This window comes from Spirosoma validum, assembly GCF_014699035.1.
In the GTDB taxonomy this organism is placed as follows: Bacteria; Bacteroidota; Bacteroidia; order Cytophagales; family Spirosomataceae; genus Spirosoma; species Spirosoma validum.
Genome location: NZ_JACXAA010000001.1, coordinates 953613 through 973831, shown reverse-complemented (window position 1 = coordinate 973831; position 20219 = coordinate 953613). Strand labels below are relative to the sequence as shown.

The following is a 20219-nucleotide window of genomic DNA, read 5'->3' as shown; positions in this document are numbered from 1 at the left end:
TCATGGTCAATTATTTGCACATTAACTTTTATCTAAGAAAGTCAACGCGTACTTCTGCTTACGGTGCCGTTTATGTCAGAGTTACTGTTAATCGTAGCCGCATCACACTTGGCGCCGTTACGGTGATCTCCGGCCTTGATCTGCCTAAATCCATTATGATTCTATGTGTCAACTGGGATCAAACCAAACAGCGGGTAAAACCTGCAGACCCTCAGGCTACTCTCATTAATAAAGCCATTACCGAGAGCGAACAGAAACTTCGCAAGCTCTATGCCCAACATGAGGGCTTTGACGTACGAATGACCTCGAAAGGGGTAAAGTCGTGCGTTCGTGAAGGGGGTAAAATGCGCCCCTCCCTGCCGGATCTGCTAGCTATGTTTTTAGCCGAGCGGACAGCCCTGCAAACTAGAACTTCAACCCTTGACACTTACCGCTTTAAGTTTCGACCCTTGCTGGCTTTTCTTAAGCAGGAGGGTACAACCGATCAGGCTGCTGAGGACTTCACCCCCGGAACACTCAAGCGCTACCGAGCCTTTCTGATCACCAAGCGCGGCAACGGAGAACGGTCTGCGGATAAAACCTGTCAGGTTGTTAAAACGGTGCTATTATGGGCTGCTGAAAACGAGCATATTCAAAAGAATCCCTTGTTAAATGTTCGCATCCGAGTGGACAAAACCCCAAATCTGGAGTGTTTGAGTCAGGAAGAACTAGCCCTTGTGCGAGATGCCAAGCTAATACCTGCCTTGCGATCAGTTGCCGACTGTTTTGATTTTGCCTGTCATACGGGGCTGGCTTACCAAGATATGAAAGCCCTAACGCCCGCATCGATTCGGCTCGTGGAGGGTAGCCATTGCATTGTGGGTAAGCGCTTGAAGACCGGCACCGAGTATTGCATTCCCATTTCACGGCGGGTCTGGGAATTAATGGACAAGTACAAGGGTATTGTTATGCCTTTGCCCAAGCTGGGCGATTATAACCCGCTGCTTCGTCAGATCATGCTGAGTCTGGGTATTGAGAAACGCATCACCTCTCACACGGCTCGGAAAACCTTTGCGGATTGGTGTATCAATGAACTTCAGTTATCCGAAGAGGCAACCATTGTAGCGATGGGCCAGAAAGCGGCTAAGGAGTTAACCCCTTACCGGAAGACCCGACCGAAGCGATTGCTGTCAGAGTTTCCGGCTGAATTACTGCAGGCTAACCCCATGGAGCCCGCTCAAGGGCAAAAGGTAACTCCGTTCTTGCACATTTATAAAGCTTCTTAATTGCTTAATCATGAATCAGACCTCATCTCTGTTAACACGCCGCAACCGGCTTAAAATGACTGTTTACTTCCGCTTGCGCACGGGTCAGAGGTCCAGCGAAAAGCCCCGGCAGCTTTACATTCGCTTAAAAGTTGACGGGGTGGAATGCTCCGACTACGCTAGTGGCGTTTATGTAAGGCCTGATAAGTGGAATTCTAGTCAGCAAAAAGTAGTGGGGTACTCTAAGCTAGCCCAGGAAACGAATAATGAACTGGAAAGTATTCTGGCTGAACACAAAAGCCTGCTGGCCGAGTTGATGCGGCTGCATAACGCAGGGGTAATTCCCTTACTACCTGCAGCCGAAACCATCAAGCAGCACTGGACCCGAAAGGCTACACTGATACCCACGTTGCTTGACGCGTTTCAGACGCACTACACGTATCTGCGGAGTTTAAAAGGGACACCCGAAGCCCGGGAGGAACGCACCCTGAGCAAGTGGAAGAACGGCATGGACTACCTGGCCGAGTACGTCAAGCTTAGCAAATCGGAACGCCTGACCTGTGATCTGATCAGCAATAAATGGGCCGAAGGCTTTTATCATTACCTGATTAAAAAACCGCTGGGATTAGCCACGGCAGCCCGCTATACGGGATATCTGCGGGCGAGCCTTAATCATCTGGTCGAGATTCAGCAGCTCGCTCAAAATCCAATTGCCAACTATTTTCCCGATAAGGGCAAAGACAAACCGATTTATTTTCTGGAGGATGAACACCTGGATAAACTTTGGCAAGTAGAGACGCCAACCGAATCGCACGGATTGGCGCGGGACTGGCTACTATTACTCTGCTACACGGGTATGGATCAGCCGGATTTAGAGCGTTACGTAGCATCGCCTGGCAACTTTACCGAAGAAACCGAAGCCGGGCCTATGATCGTAATACCGCGCGGCAAAACTGGTCTGATTGCCTGTATACCGCTACTGCCTGAAGTCGGGCGGGTGCTGGCCAACTACCCTGGCGGCATCCCCAAAATGAGCAACCAGGAAATCAACCGCTGGACAACCATCATTCAGGATCAGATTGGGTTTACCGAGCGACTAACGGTCAAGATATGCCGGAAGACCGCCGGAGCTTTGTTTCTACGGAAAGGCTACCGGATCGAAGAGGTTAGTAAAGTACTTGGTCACAGTTCGATTCAGACGACATTACGTAATTATGTCAGGGTGACCGGTGCCATGGTCAGGGCAGGTATGTTGCGCGTACAGGGTGCTTCCCAGTCCACCCCCTTCATCCAAATTCATAAAACCGCTTAACCCCCCACGAAGTCGCCTTTTCGACCGAGCTGTATAGCCAGGTTCGGGGGTTGACTAACTATAAAGGCGATGAATTTCTCTTTACTGGCAGGAATTAGGTTGGCATGAACAAATCCAGTAAACACTCTCTTGAACTTTTCCCGGGGAGAGCTATACCTTCCCTTAGGTGTGGATAGAAACGGAAAGCAGACTGACAGTGTCGGTCTGCTTTTTTTCATAAAGGATGGTCTGATTGCCGCTAGATTGTAATACCAGCACTAGAGAATAGTAACGTGTAATATTGAGACACCATTCCTATTGATTGTTAATGGTTAACTTGACGACAGCCGCTTCTCAGGTGGGAAGCGGCTGTTTTTATGTCTGTAAAGGCTGTCAGTGAATTTCCGTTTGGTTTAACGAATAGGGGGCGGTGATTACTTGATCGATAGGGCTGCACTGACATAACCAGTCGGTGGGGTAGATGCCTGTGAGAGTGCAGAAAAACCTATTAGCAAATGGCTCCCTTCGGCTAAGGGTGTGAACAACCCCGTAATTTTTGCCTCAAAAACCCGTCCGGCAGTAGGAACGAAAGGGGGGATAAGTATGGTCGTCTGTGCTCCTGGAATGGCGCTGTACGAATTGGAATTTAGGTCAGCTCGGTATACCTGCGCTAGAATTAAAAAGGGGGCTGTTAAAGTTTGATTTGAGGATGGACTAATACCAACTGTCAAAGCGGTAAGGGTGCCACTTCGGGGAAGAGCCGGATAAAAGACATTGGCCGGATGAATAGTCGAATTAGGACCGTTACTGCTCAGGCCCACGAAGAATAAAGCGGGTTGAAAAGTAATCGTAGTTCCTGAAAAGAACGGGAGTACAGTACTGGGCAGATCCGTTTCAGTAACCAGTCTAACCCAGGCCCCCGCTTGTCGGACATAAAACCCGGCTGGCGATCCGGTTTGATAAACCAGTAATCCCTCAGTAGGAGCCGAAACAGCGGTTGTGCTAGTCACCCTGGGCACGAGTACCCCCTTATCGGTAGCAACCACATCGAGCTGTGCCGATGGGTCGGGCGTGGTGGTGCCGATGCCCACCTGAGCATAGGTAGTTGCCGTGATCAGTAAGAGTAAGGCGGTAAGTAAGCGATGTTTCATTGAGCGAAGTTTAGACAAACCGCAATAGTACAGCAAATAAATAAACCCAGTGAATATAGTTACTAGACGGAGTGCACAGACTTACTCCCCCTCAATAACGGGTCAGATTTCAAATCGCACACTTTATTGAGGGGTGTTACACCTTGTCACACCCTGGCTAACAACCGGCTTACCTGCGTAGCCTGGAACCTGCACCCCTAGCGGTCTGGAGTCCTTCAGTGTTGAGGTGTTAGGCAATCTGGGAGTAGTTGATCATGTAGGATATGTAAGAAATGCAGGCTCAAAAACATCTTTTTTCGGCCGAGCTGTATAACCATGCCCGGCGGTTGAATTAATTAACAGTAAGATGGCCCCGGCAAATAGTCGGGGCTTTTTTATTGATCTGTTTGCCTTAAATAGTTCTTCTGCGACTAACCAACTCAGCAGACGTTGACCGTTCGCTCAAAGCGGCGACCCTGTTGCCTCAAAATTGATACAGGTTGCCCCAAATCTTAGATTCCTAATGATTCGTTAGGCAGATTATTGTCTGCCCGATCGTAGCTAATAGGGAGCGGTGGGAGCCTCAGGTATTTTAAGATTCAATCAACCAATTAACCATTTTACTAAATTCTAAAATCAATGGAAGCACTCAGTTGGAGTAACTGGTACCGTAGTGAAGGTTGCCGCAAGTGGATGGACAAGACGACCTTTGCTGGAACGTCGTTCACGAGCATTTTCTATCAGGCCATGCGCCTTATCTTTTTAGATGAGAAAGGAAACAAGGGCTTGCTTTACACAAACGCAGTATCTGCTGCATCACATCTGATTGTGAAGGCTAACAACGGCTATCGGAATGGCTTTAGCGTAGAGGATCAGCAGGTGCATCTCTCTGCTTATGGGTTGTTTCGTTACAACAATACATCAACAAGTCCGGGGCGGTTACGCTTTGAAGGCCCCGATGGGGATGACTTGACAAAAACTCAGTATGCGGAGACTTCCTCCGGTAGCCAGACGATCGAAATTCATTTCTATAATATAATCAAACACGCCAGGGAGGGAACCGGTGCGTTTACGCCAAGTGGACCTGTACCCGAAAACGCACACGGGGCGCTGGTACTGGCCTATTTCACTGGAGCTGTCGTTCTACATGAAATGATGCGGGAACACGGCTTTAACGCCAAGGACAATTCATCCTTACCACAGGTTGCTATGCAGTCCGTACTCGATGCGGCCAAGATCGTCTTTGATCAGAGTACCACACTGCCACTAAGTGCCTCCATCAACGGATGGCCCGCCTACGGTCCCAGGTGGCAATACTGGCAATTTCTGGGGGGTGAGGTAATCAATGATTTGGGCGTAGTGGCGATTCCAGGAACAAGAACCGTTGATATTTACGCCCAATGGAGTGATCAAACCCTGTATCAAAAGTACTGGGCCAATGGTCAGTGGTCAAGCTGGATGTCCGTCGATCCAAGCTTTGATATGCACCCTTCGTCGTCACCCGTTGTGGTTTCAGTCAATGCCAGCCACCGGGCTATATTCGCCCGGAAACGTCAGAATTTATGCACCTATTACAAACTGTGGAATGGCGATAATTGGCTTCCCTGGACATTACTCACTGGCCAAATAGCGGGCAAGATAGGAGTTGGAGATGTATCGGCGGTTGTTATTCCAGGAACGAAGGTGATTGATGTCTATGTGCGGGGGGCGGACGATACCCTATGGCAAACCTTCTCGACTAATGCCGGCTATGACAATTGGACGGAATGGTTTCCCGTTGATTCAAGTTTCAAAATGGATTCCTCACCCACGGCTGTTTCAGCGAACACCGGTCACCGGGCTATATACGCCCGAGGGAAAGATGGCAATGTCTATCACAAAGCCTGGGATGGGAGTTGGCACGGCTGGGAATCCCTGGGCGGTAAGGGTGTTGTGAAAGGAGACGTTGCTGCAGTAATCGTTCCAGGTACTAATGTTACTGATTTATACATGCAGGGAGTGGATGGTGGCCTTTGGCAACAGTACTGGGACAATGGCTGGTCAGGCTGGTTTGCGGTCGACAAAGAATTTAAGCTTGTCTCCTCACCGGCGGTTATTTCAACGGATGCTAGTCATCGATCCGTTTTTGCCAAAGGGGCGCCGGGCACAAACTTTGTCTACCATAAATTCTACCGGTAGCAGGTCTGGCTAAGTTACTTGACGATTGACCAAGGAGGGTGTTCTATTCTAATAGAGGTTGTCAATTTTCTAACTAAGATTGGCAGCCTCTATTCGTGTAGGAAGTGTAGAATGTGCAGGCTATAAAACAATCTTTTTTATTCCCTGCGCCAACGGCCGGAAAGATATTTGAGTTAAATCCTCTCTTTTTTAGGCGATCCGGAGTATGTTCAGTATGCTTGCCAGTCGCTTTTTGCCTTTTTTATGAATTTTAACCACAGCGTTTTGGGGTGAGTTGTGGACAAGTGGAAAAAGGGGTGCATAGGGGGCCTTTTCTGGTGGAGGTCAAACCACGCAAAGCCTCTTTTAAGTCGGTTGCGGAGTAACATTAGTAACTTCTACTCCATAGGCAAGCATCCCTTTTATAAGTTTTGTAGGATAGCCGTCTGAGCGTTTTCAGAATTAATTTATGTGAGCCAAGAAAAGATAGGTGAAATGCCGCTGTATGGTAAATCCTTAGTTGATAGATGTGCTAGTTTGGATCCCACTCTTTAACCATCTTAATTTATATTGCCGCGTAGTGTACCAGTTATAGCTTATTAGAACTAAACACCACAATAGGGACCCATAAGCAAATATCTCAACAGTCGAAAGATAAAACCAGATAGGATTAGCCGAATTAAACATAATCATCATAAAGATGAACGTAGCGCCAATTGCTAAAAGAAGCACAGCCAACTTTGAACCGCTATCCAGCCCCTTCTCCACATCATAACCTAACGTATCGGTTAGTCGTCTCAGGCTAATCGCCAATAAGTCACAAGCACCCACAGAAGCTATTATTTCTAATAATGAAGGGGTTGAATCAATAGGCTCTCCTGACCTTCCTTCCGGAAAAATAATAAACATTGAATTTCCAATTGTATTGGGTAATGAGTCAATATTCACATCCATCTGTTTTAATGCACCTAGTGTGTTACTCCAATAGCTTTCACGCACTTCGACAGGGATACCCTCTACGGGAAAAAAGATGATCAGCTTATGTCTGTATTCGTTCGACAACAACTGTTTTAATTCCCAAAGTACGCTTTCACTTAATCCCCATGACCAGATCAGATAGGTGGATTCTTTTGCGTAGCTGTGGAAGACTTCCTGCCAATTCTCTTCGGTGTTATCGATTTTTGCACCACCTATGTAAGTGGTTTTTTTATTGAGCAGGGTAACGAGCGGACCAATTGGCTCAAAATATTTAGTGAGCGTGTATTCGTAGGTTTCTTCTACCTGAATGGAATTTCCGACAAAACGTGTTTCAATATCTCTGTCAGCTTGGAAAGAGCGTAGATATAACACGGGTGGTTTTTGAGAAGCCTTTACCTCTTCAACGGTTTTCTCTTCTTCGCTAAGTCCTTCTTTATAAAGCTGAGCGGTACTCGGTTTATGTACTAATGAAAGCAAAGTGAGTACAACAATTCCAATAATCACATAAGGTATTGGAATATTAAATTCATTATTCTTGAAAAGGGCTAGTAACAGGGGACAGCCTATAGTAATTAGGATGGCTATGGCCTTTTTTGAATTCATGGTTTTATTACCTGTCGATTCATATTCATCTATGTTCAGGTCAATGGAAGCGTGGGAGTATATGGTTTATTTACAGCGAGCTAACGACTTAAATGTACGTTAGAAATTGACCTATTTTGTTCATGATTCTAAGTCAACTACGACTACTTTATCGAACGGTCATCTTATATTTTACTTGTATTTGTAATAGCAAAACTATATCATAGCGGTTTGACGCCTGAAACCGACACCGCTATGAATGACACGATTGACCCCATACCGCCCGAAAACATCTTTCGAGTCGATGCCAGCCGCCGGGAACTGATTCCCTTTTGGGACATACCCGTATCCGCTGGCTTCACCAGTCCCGCTGAAAATCACATTCGGGAGCGGCTCAATTTGCAGGATCTGTGCGTGCTACATCCCGACTGTACCCACTTTGTCAAGGCAACCGGGGAAAGCATGATAGGCGACTACATTTATCCCGGATCGATCTTGGTCGTCGACTCGACAATACCTGTCGAAACGGGGAAGGTCATTGTGGCATACGTCAATGACGGCTGGTGCGTGAAGCGGTTTGTGAGTAAAGCCCCCATGGTCATGCTCGAATCCAGTAACAGCCAGTACGCGCCGATTTATCTGCATCCCGACCGGGACCGCTTCGACGTGCTGGGCGTGGTTACCTTCATCATCTCCAAACCGCCCAGGTATGTACGCCCTTGTTGATGGAAAAAACTTCTACGCCAGCTGCCACCGGATCTTTCGTCGGGACCTGGAAGGAAAACCTATCATTGTCCTCTCGAACCGGGATGGTAACGTGGTGGCCAGAAGTGACGAGGCCAAAGCTTTGGGTATCAAAATGGGGCAGGTTTTCTTCGAAACCAAAGAACTTCGCGAGCAGAACGAGATTACCGTATTCTCTTCCAACTACGAGTTTTACGGGGATATTTCCGCTAAACTAATGAGCCTGTTGACCCAGTTTGCGCCCGACGTGGAGGTGTACTCGATCGATGAAGCGTTCCTGCAACTGGAAGAATACACGGGCATTTATCCGAGCTATCAGGATCTGGGCCGCGACATCCGGATCAAGATCAAACAGTGGCTACATATTCCGGTGGGCGTTGGCATTGCCCCAACGAAAACGCTGGCGAAGGTGGCCAATAAACTAGCCAAGAAAAGCCCCGATCTGGTTTGTGTACTGAATACACCCGAAGCGATTACTGAAGCCCTGGAAGATTTTCCAGTGGAAGATCTGTGGGGCGTGGGTCGCCAGTCGGCCGCCAAGCTTAGAAACGTAGGCATTAAAACGGCTGCTCAGCTTCGGGACGTCAACGATGACTGGATTCGCCAGGTGATGACCGTTAATGGACTGCGCCTGGTGCATGAGCTGCGCGGGCGTCCTTGCAAGCTACTGGAGGTGAACCCGCCACCGAGAAAATCCATCTGCACCGAGCCGGGCTTTGGTCATGTCATTCCGGATCTTTCGCAGATCAACGATGCGCTAACGGTACACCTCTCCCGCATCTGCGAAAAGTTACGTCGTCAGGAGTCGCTCTGTGGCGCCGTGACCGTTTGGCTTCGCACGAACCCACACAGAAAGACACCAATCAATGGCCAACCTGCCAAGCAGTACAGCAACAGCGTGACGGTTCGGCTTCCTCATCCAACCAGTTCAACCCTGGAGATCATCAAATACGCCGAATCGGGTCTGAAAGCTATTTTTAAGTTTGGGTATCATTATGCCCGGGTAGGGGTGATGCTGACGGACCTGGTACCGGCCGATTACCGACAGGCGGGCGTGTTTACCCAAGGTCCAGACGAGCGGCTGATTCGATTATCCAGGGCAATGGATAAAGTCAATAAGCGCTACGGACACGACACGCTCCGGATGGCTTCACAGCTGTACAATCCCGAGTGGCCCATGAAGCCGCAGTGGCTTACGCCACGCTACACGACGCAGTGGGAGGATATATTAGAAGTAAGCTGACACAGGTATGAATCGAGTCATTAGCCAAGGCGATCGGGTGGTAGTCAACCCTACCAAAAAGGGTTTTACCCGTAAGCCCTACAAAGCCACCGTGATTAATTGGATGCCATCGGGAAAGCTGAAAGTACAACCCGATGGTGACCGGCCAACCCAACTAGTCAATAGTGACGATGTGAAAAAGCTGTCTGACAAACCAGTGCAGAACCTAACAACCGGTAAATAGAACCATGACACAAGAACAGATTAAAGAGGTATGGGCTCGAAAGGTAGCCTTGCAAACGGCTTTGAATGCATTAGCCGATTTGCCGGAAAATAAGCGGGCTAGATCAGAACTGAAAGAAGGGATTGAGTCCTGTAATACGGAGCTAGTATCAGGCACGTATAATCCACCTTTAGTCGAAAAAATCTAATAAAATATTGGCGGGATGATTGGCTGAATTAAAATGCATAATAAAGCCCTGACTGCCGCATCAGGGCTTTATCACTAGGCTAATACTAAACGTTCAGGCATTTCGTCGTACGTCCGTCCGTTCAATAATCGACCGGTCGCTTTTTTATTTTTCCCGCCCCACTGTTTAAAGAAAAAATTAACCCCTTGCTCTTCGCATTGTACTCGGATATCCTGCACCCAAGCCTCCTCCATTGGACGGGCTCTAAAACCAGATTCACCCCCGACGATCACCCAGTCAATACCTGTTAGATTTAGATTCGGTAATGGACCAAGTAAAGGTTCGAGCGAAAGAAATTTAATCTTAGCATCCGTTCGTCGCAAATGATCGATCCGTTCAACAACGCGATTATCTTCCACTGACACCCCCATCCAGATATTTCCAGTCCAAGTCAGTTGATCGGAGTAAGCTTCCAACAAATCAGCTCGCTTGGTTAGAACCTGGAACGTATGCTGCGGACAACGATTCATCGTATCGAATACTTTCTGGATAAATTCGAGCGGTACGTTTTTGTGAAAAAGATCTGACATCGAATTGACAAAAACCGTTTTCGGTTTCTTCCAGGAAAACGGTAGATTAATTTCTGAATCGTGCGTAACAACCGTTTTAAATCCTGCCGAATATTTTTGCTGACCCATCGCTTTTAATCGTTTGGTCATGACCTCTGCGTAACAGAATTTACAGCCAGCCGTTAATTTATCACAGCCAGTTGTAGGATTCCAGGTCATTTCTGTCCATTCAATACTCGATTGTGCCATTAGTTAAGTGGTTGATTTTCTTTAAATTAAGATTATTTTTTCGAATAAACAAGTATTATTTCATAATTTAAAGAATGTAATAATAACGCTATCTGCCATCGTAGCAATGCCTTTTATACTACGTCGCTTACTACGTGGGGGTTCGCAAGAAATCTGTTTTGATGCCTCAAGCTGCCGCAGAGCCTCCTTATAATTCTTTTCGATATATGGCTTGCCAATGTTATGGATAAAATAGATCTGCTCTACAGTATGGCTAGTTCCGGCGAATTTTTCTAGCAATAGTTTTTTAAGGACTGGAATTGAAAAATCGGGCAGTAAACGTGGTTGATGCTCGGTTAGCTTGTTAAATTCCATCATACCTACGCCCTCCTGCTGTTCGCTGCTCATGCCCATCATTATTTCTTTCATTTTGGCATAGCCCAGTTCGTGTTTGGTCGCAAAAAAGAGGTGATGTATAGTTCTGGTTCCCCGTTCGTCCCGAAAACGGTAGTGTAAGGGGCGGATTATTTTTTCGTCAATCGATGAAATTCTCTGGCAAATTGTTTCCGTTACTTTTTCTTCTCGATCTTCGACGTTAGGTGTTGATTCATCCAGAAATTCAGCCAGCTGATTGAATAAATCATCACCAAACAACCGTTTCATATTTTTATTGAAAACTGGATTACTGATAGCCATATTTATTCGTTTGTAGTTGAAAAAGAATATGACTTCGCTACCCCAGCTTTTAATTACTTTGAAGAAATCCAGTTGAAGTCCGTTATAACCAAATGGGTCTACGAACAATAAGGTGGGCTTTATATTGCCATTCGGATAAACTTCACTTAATGAAATATCAAATACGTCTTTATTGGAATATACTATCGGATATTTAAGCGATTCTATACCCGCCAGTGCCTCAATTTCAGATTTTAGTTTAGCTATATACTCAGAGTTTTCGTCGTTAAAAAACACCCTAAGCTTCGTACGAATAAGAGGATCGCTAATTGCGTTTTTAATAATTAATAGAGGAGTAGATTCTGAGCCGTCTTCATATTTACCCTGGCCAGAAAACAGATCGACGTAATAAAACTCTTCCACTCGATTGGCCATTACTTTGGCCCAGACCCAGAAGTACTTCGAAACAATACTGGCTTTTATAAATGATTGCTCTTTTCTAACTAAAAAGAAGTCAGCGTTTGATGCTGCCATTGATACATAAGGTTTAGGTGTAGATCAGAACAGCATCTTTCCAGCTGATTTTCTATGCAGATAGCCTTTTTGGGCTACCCACGAAGGTGCTAGCAATAAAGGGAATTGTCATATGATATCTACTTACAGTCATTATGGTATAACCCTATCCACCCCTGCTTCAATCACCCGCTGCATATCACCCGGCACATTCGACAGCAAATCATACCCCGTCTGCCGCTCTACATCATCAACACTAACCCGGTAGTTGCCCCACGGCTGATCACCTTCGGCGTTGGTAATTAGTAATTATGGAGCAACTTTCATGTGACAAAATAGATTTAGTTTTAAGCGATAAATAAATAATCAATGGACCGGGAGAGGCTAAGAACAAGTCCAATAGCTGACGCGCTTACATTCTCAAAATACACGGGTATGGTTTTTGAGGAACCTTTAATTTTACATCATTGTGCTCAAAGCAACGAATATTTTCACTGGATAGAACATTTAAACAGCTTTGAGAGCTTTCTATCCAAAAAACCTCCTCAGTATAATTTGAGGGCTGATCTCCAGCCATTAAAGAAGTTAATTTCAGTAGGCCTTGAAAAGATAGGTTATACAGAGCAGGCAAAAAAAATTGGATTGTGTTCTACTGAAATTGAACTTAATAATAAAATTATAGAGCAGTATACAGATGAAACCTCCTTATATTATGATGTTAATAAATTCTTAAGAGATTGCCATCTATATCAAGATGGTAATTTTAATACCGATGATACCGAAAGCTTTGATAATGCATTAGCTCCTTGGATACTACAACTTAATGTGGCTATTAGGCAGAAGCCGACGTTTGAACAAAAAGTATATAGAGGTACAAATTTATCACAGGAGGATATAGAGAAATACACTGAAAGTGAATTGTTTGTTTGGGCACCATTCGTATCTGCTTCGAAATCTAAGGAGGAATGCTTTGGAGGCAATGTGCTTTTTGAAATATTCACTGAAAGCGCTATGTCTTTGAACGACAAGAGGTATCCTCGTGATATTTCACTTTTTTCTAAGTTTAAAGAGGAAGAAGAGGTTTTATTTCCTGTTGCATGTGCCTATCGTGTCCATTATGTAAAAAAGGAAGATGCGTTAACAACAATAGGAGTTGCTACAGTTGATTACAATTGATCCACGGCCCATACGAGAATCGCTGGAATAAGAGATCTTTTTTGGTTGCCTGCAACACGGGGAACTCCCCAGTATAGCAGGCAAACTGACTATGGCATTACGCTTCGCAACCTGATTTAAAATCTGATGCGTGCATTGTTGATTCCCTCCGTGCAGGGTAACTTCCTGCCGATAGGAAGCATGTCCCGAAGGAGAGTTAGCAGCCAACTCGATGAGGGTATAAAGTGGCCAGCTATGTTTATGTGGCCACTCTAGTGTATTCATCTCAAGAAATTAAGTTATCAGGCATACTCAGTCAACACTAAATATATATCTCATTCTTGGGTGGCAAGGTAGTAAACTCCTATATATGGGCTTTACCATTACCACCCAGAAAAGCAACACAGCAACTGCTTCATTTTATTAAATATCTGTTACTTTGGCACCTTAGTATTGTTAACGATTAATTCTAGCCGTTTTTCTTCTGATCCTGTCCATTCATCATGCTTGAACTGATTAAGACTGATAGGCCTCAAATTTATAACTCGATCGACTGGCACGTTCTTATTTAAAACAAGCTCTTTGTTTTCCTTAGCGGATACAAGTTCAAGTTTGTAGCTGCTGCTAACTAATGGTGAAAGTTTACCACCGCCGACTATGGCAATGGGAATGGATAAGTTTTTATCGCACCATTCATGATATTGATCTATTGTCATATGAAAAACCTCCTGTCTAACTAGCGGCACATTATATGCCAGGGTTTTAAAACTAGGAATATCATATACATGATGAATCCGTTCTAACTGATTAGTTGCCTTATTTATGAACCCCCCTGCTCCTAAATCTATTATATAGTATGGATCGTATTCGTGGATAAACTTAGATGAGTTTATCAAGAAGCAGCTTATCAGTACATTAACCGAATTGTGTGTAACTTCTCCACTTCGGTGAGTGAATCCATCCAGCCGTAAAAAGACGTTTAAGCTGGGAAATTTGATTTGCTTAAATAGGGCATCAATGACATAATGCGGAGCTACCTTAGTTTGGCCATCCAGCCTCATGTAATAAATATTATCAAATTGGTGTGGTTTAGCTGAGCTTTCGGGGACTTCGATTAAATAAACAAATTTGCCATGTTCTACCTCAATTGGTTCTACTTGGACAGATGCGGCAAAGGGAGTGATTCGGTTAGATATCTTACTGATTAAATCGTCTCTGGTGTAACGTTTTTCAACGGGAGATAGATGGTCAGCAAATACTTTTTGCCCATTGGTATTTTTCACTTCCTCTGGAGCTCCCCAGATCAATAGGCCCCCGTTTGAGTTCAAAAACCCACAGATTGTTTTAAGTATCGCATTCTCTTTATGTTTGATATCGCCTTCTCTTTGAGAAAAAGATTTGAATTCAAGTGTTAGTGATTCATCTCTTTCTTCGGAGAAAAAAGATATTAAATCGCTGGCAGTAACTTGATCAATCGATTTTCCGAACTGATTTTGAGCGAAAGAGCTAGCCATAACAGGTGTGGATGAGAAGAAATGTTGTACCAATTGATGTACCTAAAATGAAAACAGCCACCTACTGAGTTTGTAAGTGGCTGATAATCAGAGTCGGGAAGGCGGGATTCGAACCCACGACCTCTTGCACCCCATGCAAGCACGCTACCGGACTGCGCTACATCCCGAATGGGACTGCAAAAGTAATGAAGAGTGTAGAATGAACAATGAAGAATAAAGGAAATTTACAAATACTTTTCCAATGTTCATTCTACACTTTATACGTTCTACTTAGTTCTTACCGCTTCCCTGCGTGGCTGGGGGTTGCGTAGTACGTCGCTGTTGTTGCATTGGATTTGATCCGGCTGCCGTTCCATTCTGACGCTGTTTGAATAACTGAAAGCGCGTTGGCTGAGCCACGCGTGGAAATGAGTTATTCTCGGCATCAATATCGGCAATCTCCTGATACGGATCGAGCGTCCATTGGGTCACTTTCTTGTTCGTAGCAATGACTTTCTTGATCGATACGTCGTTGAAGCGCCAGATTTCAGCGGGGAAACGGGCTACTGAATCCGTGCCATCTTCGAACTGCATCCGTATAATCACCGGCATGGGTAAACCACCTTTATTCTTCAGCGACAACGTATAAAAATTAGTCCCTCCGTATGTTTCGATCGTTTTACGTTCGTCTGCGCTCAACGTTGCCAAATAATCCTGATATTTCTTTTTATCGGCATCTGTAACTGCATACGGATCATAGCTATTATAAAAGTCATTCATGGTCGAATCTTTAGCAACGACCGTTTCCGCTTTCGTGGCAGCATCCCGCTGTTTACTAACGGTACCTGCCCGACGTTGAGCTTCGGATTTGGCGGCTGCTTTACTAATTGTGGGATCTCCTGAATCGACCTGGAACCAATCAACCTCTGTTAAATCCTGATCAACGGGCTCTACGCCATAGAACCAGCCTTTCCAGAACCAGTCCAGATCAACGCCCGAAGCATCTTCCAGCGTCCGGAAGAAGTCAGCGGGTTCGGGACTTTTGAACGCCCAACGACGGGCATATTCTTTGAAGGCATAATCAAATAACTCCCGCCCCATCACCGTTTCTCGCAGAATATTTAGCGCTGTGGCCGGTTTCGCATAGGCATTAGGTCCAAGACCAATGACGTTATCGGAGGAAGTCATAATGGGCGATAGTACCGCCTTGTCCGACTTCATATAGTCAACAATGTCCTGTGGTTCGCCCCGTCGACTTGGGAAATTAAAATCCCACTCTTTCTCTGCCAGATACTGACAAAAGGTATTGAGCCCCTCATCCATCCAGGTCCACTGGCGTTCGTCGGAGTTAACAATCATCGGAAAGAAATTGTGACCCACTTCATGAATAATCACCCCAATCATGCCTGCTTTTACTTGAGCCGAATACGTACCATCGGGTTCCGGACGACCACCATTGAACGAAATCATTGGGTACTCCATCCCTCCTCCGGGCGTACCGTGACAGGAAATAGCCACTGGATATGGATACTTGATCGTGCGATTGCCGTACGATTTTAACGTATGCTCAACAACACGGGTTGAATATTGGCCCCAGAGCGGGTTTCCCTCCTTTGAATAGAAGGACATACTCCATATTTTACGTCCGTCGCCATATACATCTGTTTGCATAGCATCCCAAATGAATTTGCGGCTACTAGCGAAAGCAAAATCACGAACATTCTGCGCATTATACACCCAAGTTTTCTTGCCGTTGGTAGCTCCCGGTTTTGCTTTCTCAGCCGCTTCGGCTTCGGCTTGTGTTACAATGACAATCGGCGTTTTCGACGTAGCGGCCTGTGCCATGCGTTTCTGTTGAGTAGCCGTCAATACTTGTTTGTAGTTCTGACACTCCCCTGTTGCTCCGACTACATGGTCACTCGGTACCGTAATGGCTACTTTGTAATTGCCGAAAATAAGCGTGAACTCACCCTGACCCAGAAATTGCTTGTTCTGCCAGCCGTTGACGTCGTTGTAAGCGCACAAACGCGGAAACCAGTGCGCAATGAAGTAATTATAGTTGCCATCCTTTGGAAAAAACTCCATACCACTGCGTCCGTAATATTCGGTAATGAAGTAGTTCCAATCGACATTAAACGAGTAGCTACCACCGGGTTTCAAAGCCGCTGGCAAATCAATCCGCATCATGGTTTGATTAATAACGTACTTAAGTGGCTTCCCTGACTTGGCATCTTTAACGGCGTTAATCTTATAGCCATACTTATCGGAAGCTTGCTGGCTGCTACGTTCCCGCACAGAAGTCAAGTTCTGTAACTGAGCGAAACTCATGCCGCTCTCATTTACACCCCCAGTGCGCGTAACGCTGCCAATTGACCCTTTTGCAAACAGATTCTGGTCGAGTTGAAGCCAGATGAAGGGCAATTCATCGGTTGAGTTATTGTGATACGTAACGGTCTCCGTACCGATAATTTTTTGGGTTGCGTCGTCGAGTTCGACCTTAATATCGTAATCGGCCCGGTTCTGAAAATAATCTTTACCCGGTGCGCCAGCCGCCGTTCGGAACGTATTTGGCGTTGGCAACATTGGCCCGAGTTGCTCGAAGCGCGTATTGGCATTCTGAGTTGGGGCCGGAGTCTGTGCCAGCAACGTTGCGGAACAAAACGTTAGTCCGACCAGTAACACTACGTTTCTCATAGTTTGTCGAAAGATTGATAGAGGGTATTAATTTTTGCCGCTTCCCTGCTGGGCAGGAGCTTGTTTGCGTTGTTGCTGCATTGGATTTGGTCCAGCCGGGTTTCTGCTCTGTTGTTGCTTAAACAGCTGAAAACGGGTTGGCTGAGTAACCGGTGGAAATGCATTGTCTTCAGTATTAATATCGGCGATCTCGTAATAAGGGTCAAGTGTCCATTGCTTTACCTTCTTATTCGTAGCAATGACTTTCTTAATCGATACGTCGTTGAAGCGCCAGATTTCGGCCGGGAATCGGGCTACTGAATCCGTGCCATCTTCAAACTCCATCCGAACGATAACCGGCATCGGTATGCCTCCTTTGTTTTGCAGAGAGAGTGTATAAAGATTTGTACCCGCTTCGGCCAACGAGCGTTCTTCTGCGCTTAGCGAGGCTACATAATCCTGGTATTTTTTTCGGTCTTCGGCCGTAACGGCATATGGATCATAGCGATTGTAAAAGTCGAGCATGGTGCTATCCTGCGCCACCACTGTCTGATCTTTGCTGAGCGCATCTCGTTGTTTACTGACCGTGTTTAGTTTACGTTGAGCGGCCGAACGAGCTTCGGCTTTCGTTATGTCCGGATTTTGAGAATTGGCCTGAAACCAGTCTACTTTTACCAGCGATTGGTCGACAGGTTGTACGGTGTAAAACCAGCCTTTCCAGAACCAGTCCAGATCAACGCCCGAAGCGTCTTCCATCGTCCGAAAGAAGTCAGCGGGTTCGGGGCTTTTGAACGCCCAGCGACGGGCATATTCTTTGAAGGCATAATCAAATAACTCGCGTCCCATCACCGTTTCGCGCAGAATATTTAGCGCTGTGGCGGGTTTGGTGTATGCATTCGGACCAAACGTATTGCCAGGAATATTATCTGAGCTACTCATGATAGGAACCTGCTGAGTCGAATCAAGCTGCATGTAGGGCACGATGTATTGAGGATCGATCCCATGCGCCGGGAAATCGGCATCCCATTCAAGACAGGCCAACCCTTCCAGAAAACTATTCAAACCTTCGTCCATCCAGGACCACTGGCGTTCATCGGAGTTGACGATCATCGGGAAAAAATTGTGCCCCACCTCATGTATTACCACTGATATAAGAAAATTCTTCGTACCTACAGCATACGTACCGTCGGGTTCAGGTCTGGCGCCGTTAAAGCTGATCATTGGATATTCCATACCGCCAACTGGACCGTGAACGGAATACGCTACAGGATACGGGTAAGCAATGGTGCGACGGGAGTAGGAACGTAGCGTATGCGCCACCAGACGAGTCGAGTATTGGCCCCAGAGTGGATTGGCTTCTTTCGGATAAAGTGACATTGCCCAGACCCGTTTTCCTTCAACATTTGGTTGCAGAGCATCCCACATGAATTTACGACTGCTGGCAAACGAAAAATCACGTACATTGTCGGCTTTAAAAATCCAGGTCTTTGTGCCCGAGGGTTTGCCTTTCTCGGCCGCTTCGGCTTCGGCCTGTGTGACAATCAGCACTGGGTTTTCGCCGGGTTTATCGCCCCGACCTTTCGCTTCGTTCCAGCGTTTCTGCTGGGTTGCATTCAAGACTTGGGCCGGATTTTGTAATTCACCCGTTGCGCCAACGATATGGTCGTTTGGAACCGTTAATGCGACCTTATAATTACCAAAGATTAGCGTGAATTCTCCACGGCCCAGAAACTGCTTGTTCTGCCAGCCAGTAACGTCATTATACGAGCACAGTCGCGGAAACCATTGGGCAATCTCGTAAATGTAATTACCGTCTTTCGGGAAAAACTCGTAACCTCCTCGGGCACCTACTCCTTTTACATCAACAATATTGAAGTTCCAGTCAATCGAAAATGTTACGGATTTGCCCGAGGCTACCGCCGTTGGTAAATCGATCCGCATCATGGTCTGATTGATCGTGTATTTGAGCGGCTTCCCCGCCTGATCACGTACGGAGGTTATCTTATGACCATAGTCTTTTCCCGCCAATGATGCGTTGGGATCAATTTGTCGTAGTGTAGCACCCTGGTGCGAGTCGATACTATTTGTTTGGGTAGACTTACCAATCGATTCAGGCCGAAACAAGTTCTGATCGAGCTGAAGCCACAAGTAGGTCAGAGGATCGGAAGAACGGTTATGATACGTAATGGTTTCCGTACCAGTTAGTTTCTGCTTCGTATCATCCAGTGTCGCTTTGATGTCATAATCGGCCCGGTTCTGGAAATAATCTTTGCCTGGTGATCCGGCTGCTGTACGGAACGTAGTGGGTGAAGGGAGGTTTGGCCCCAACTGCTCGAAGCGTGTGTTGGCGCTTTGTGATGATGGCGTGGGTCGCTGAGCCAAAACTAACCCTGCCGGAATGGCGAAACTTACAATTAGCAAAATTATCTTTTGCATATTTCAGGCTGTAGTTGTTGATGAAAGGGTAAAATTACGAAAAAGGACTTGTATGGTTTCTACAGAAAGGCGAATAAAAGTCGTGTAGGTGAACCAGAGCCATTATTTTATCAACTCGCCCAAATACTCATTATTGACAATAAGTGATAAAGCCATTCCTGCGACAATGCCCGATACAATCAGCGTCCAGCGAAGGCGGCTACTTCGGATTATCGTTAGAACGACGTATGTCAGCGTTAATACAATACCAACAATAACCAGTTGACCAAGTTCGAGACCTATGTTAAAGGCCAACAGTGGTTGCGTAATACTGACTTCGCGTCCCAATAGACTACGTAGATAGTTGGAAAAGCCCATTCCATGAATTAACCCAAATGATAAAGCAAGCACGTAACGCCCTGACTGGTTAATTGCCGAAGTTTTGTTCGTAGAGGCTTTCGAATCCTGAAAGAAGAAATTAACAATGGCGGTGATTAGAATGGTGATCGGGATAAGTAATTCGATTAATTCCGTTTTGTAATGAATGAGCTGCAACGTTGCCAGAGCTAACGTAATCGAGTGACCAATTGTGAAAGCCGTAACCAGAATCAGTACCTGCCGCCACTGCTGAAGCGTATAAACCGCGCAAAGCGCAATGACGAATAGAATATGATCGTAACCACCCGGATCGGTAATATGATCAAAGCCTAAACGAAGATAGATTAAAAACTCATCCATAT

The 20219-nt window shown here is 45.9% G+C and carries 16 protein-coding genes and 1 tRNA gene; 8 read left to right on the top strand and 9 right to left on the bottom strand.

The genetic code is table 11. The features are described from left to right. Positions 1 to 2: 2 nt before the first annotated feature. Together IC230_RS03830 and IC230_RS03825 are read left to right on the top strand one after the other, a co-directional pair. Positions 3 to 1265: a phage integrase SAM-like domain-containing protein gene (locus tag IC230_RS03830; protein ID WP_191037626.1), complete on the top strand. Its 1263-nt coding sequence runs from the start codon at positions 3 to 5 to the stop codon at positions 1263 to 1265. Between the two features lie 55 nt (positions 1266 to 1320). Then, complete coding sequence (locus IC230_RS03825) at positions 1321 to 2556, top strand: tyrosine-type recombinase/integrase (protein ID WP_191037625.1); 1236 nt, start codon at positions 1321 to 1323, stop codon at positions 2554 to 2556. 413 nt (positions 2557 to 2969) lie between these two features. On the opposite strand, the gene IC230_RS03820 is transcribed toward IC230_RS03825, so the two are convergent. Then, positions 2970 to 3686 (bottom strand): hypothetical protein, encoded by a 717-nt coding sequence (locus IC230_RS03820; protein WP_191037624.1) that lies wholly within the window; start codon positions 3684 to 3686, stop codon positions 2970 to 2972. Positions 3687 to 4304: 618 nt separating this feature from the next. Between IC230_RS03820 and IC230_RS03815 the strand changes: the two genes are divergently transcribed. Further along, a complete protein-coding gene (locus IC230_RS03815) occupies positions 4305 to 5843 on the top strand; it encodes a hypothetical protein (RefSeq protein WP_191037623.1) in 1539 nt (512 codons plus the stop codon). A gap of 495 nt (positions 5844 to 6338) precedes the next feature. Here the strand turns inward: IC230_RS03815 and IC230_RS03810 are convergent, their stop codons facing one another. Then, positions 6339 to 7403, bottom strand: coding sequence for a hypothetical protein (locus IC230_RS03810; RefSeq protein ID WP_191037622.1), 1065 nt, complete (start codon positions 7401 to 7403; stop codon positions 6339 to 6341). Between the two features lie 234 nt (positions 7404 to 7637). Between IC230_RS03810 and IC230_RS03805 the strand changes: the two genes are divergently transcribed. The 4 genes from IC230_RS03805 to IC230_RS03790 are packed head-to-tail and all read left to right on the top strand — an operon-like array spanning position 7638 to position 9779. Next, positions 7638 to 8108 carry a LexA family protein gene (locus IC230_RS03805; RefSeq protein ID WP_191037621.1) on the top strand — a complete coding sequence of 157 codons (471 nt, stop codon included), beginning with the start codon at positions 7638 to 7640 and terminating at the stop codon, positions 8106 to 8108. Further along, positions 8092 to 9369 carry a Y-family DNA polymerase gene (locus IC230_RS03800; RefSeq protein ID WP_191037620.1) on the top strand — a complete coding sequence of 426 codons (1278 nt, stop codon included), beginning with the start codon at positions 8092 to 8094 and terminating at the stop codon, positions 9367 to 9369. Before IC230_RS03805 ends, IC230_RS03800 begins: the two co-directional genes overlap by 17 nt. Positions 9370 to 9376: 7 nt before the next feature. Then, on the top strand, positions 9377 to 9592 hold the full coding sequence (locus IC230_RS03795; protein WP_191037619.1) for a hypothetical protein: 216 nt from the start codon (positions 9377 to 9379) through the stop codon (positions 9590 to 9592). A 4-nt stretch (positions 9593 to 9596) separates the two neighbouring features. Next, on the top strand, positions 9597 to 9779 hold the full coding sequence (locus tag IC230_RS03790; protein WP_191037618.1) for a hypothetical protein: 183 nt from the start codon (positions 9597 to 9599) through the stop codon (positions 9777 to 9779). A gap of 74 nt (positions 9780 to 9853) precedes the next feature. Here the strand turns inward: IC230_RS03790 and IC230_RS03785 are convergent, their stop codons facing one another. Together IC230_RS03785 and tcmP are read right to left on the bottom strand one after the other, a co-directional pair. Next, a complete protein-coding gene (locus tag IC230_RS03785; RefSeq protein WP_191037617.1) occupies positions 9854 to 10576 on the bottom strand; it encodes a DUF5131 family protein in 723 nt (240 codons plus the stop codon). Positions 10577 to 10636: 60 nt separating this feature from the next. Next, positions 10637 to 11764, bottom strand: coding sequence for a three-Cys-motif partner protein TcmP (gene tcmP, locus IC230_RS03780; RefSeq protein ID WP_191037616.1), 1128 nt, complete (start codon positions 11762 to 11764; stop codon positions 10637 to 10639). Positions 11765 to 12178: 414 nt separating this feature from the next. Between tcmP and IC230_RS03775 the strand changes: the two genes are divergently transcribed. Further along, a complete protein-coding gene (locus tag IC230_RS03775; protein WP_191037615.1) occupies positions 12179 to 12919 on the top strand; it encodes an ADP-ribosyltransferase domain-containing protein in 741 nt (246 codons plus the stop codon). Positions 12920 to 13332: 413 nt separating this feature from the next. Here the strand turns inward: IC230_RS03775 and IC230_RS03770 are convergent, their stop codons facing one another. From IC230_RS03770 to IC230_RS03750, 5 genes are all read right to left on the bottom strand, one after another. Further along, a complete protein-coding gene (locus IC230_RS03770) occupies positions 13333 to 14412 on the bottom strand; it encodes an AlbA family DNA-binding domain-containing protein (protein WP_191037614.1) in 1080 nt (359 codons plus the stop codon). 93 nt (positions 14413 to 14505) lie between these two features. After that, positions 14506 to 14579, bottom strand: a tRNA-Pro gene (locus IC230_RS03765). Positions 14580 to 14682: 103 nt separating this feature from the next. Continuing rightward, positions 14683 to 17085, bottom strand: a complete 2403-nt coding sequence (locus IC230_RS03760) for a M1 family metallopeptidase (RefSeq protein WP_191037613.1) — start codon at positions 17083 to 17085, stop codon at positions 14683 to 14685. Between the two features lie 27 nt (positions 17086 to 17112). Further along, positions 17113 to 19500: a M1 family metallopeptidase gene (locus IC230_RS03755; protein WP_191037612.1), complete on the bottom strand. Its 2388-nt coding sequence runs from the start codon at positions 19498 to 19500 to the stop codon at positions 17113 to 17115. Positions 19501 to 19602: 102 nt separating this feature from the next. After that, positions 19603 to 20217, bottom strand: a complete 615-nt coding sequence (locus IC230_RS03750; protein WP_191037611.1) for a HupE/UreJ family protein — start codon at positions 20215 to 20217, stop codon at positions 19603 to 19605. Positions 20218 to 20219: the final 2 nt, after the last annotated feature.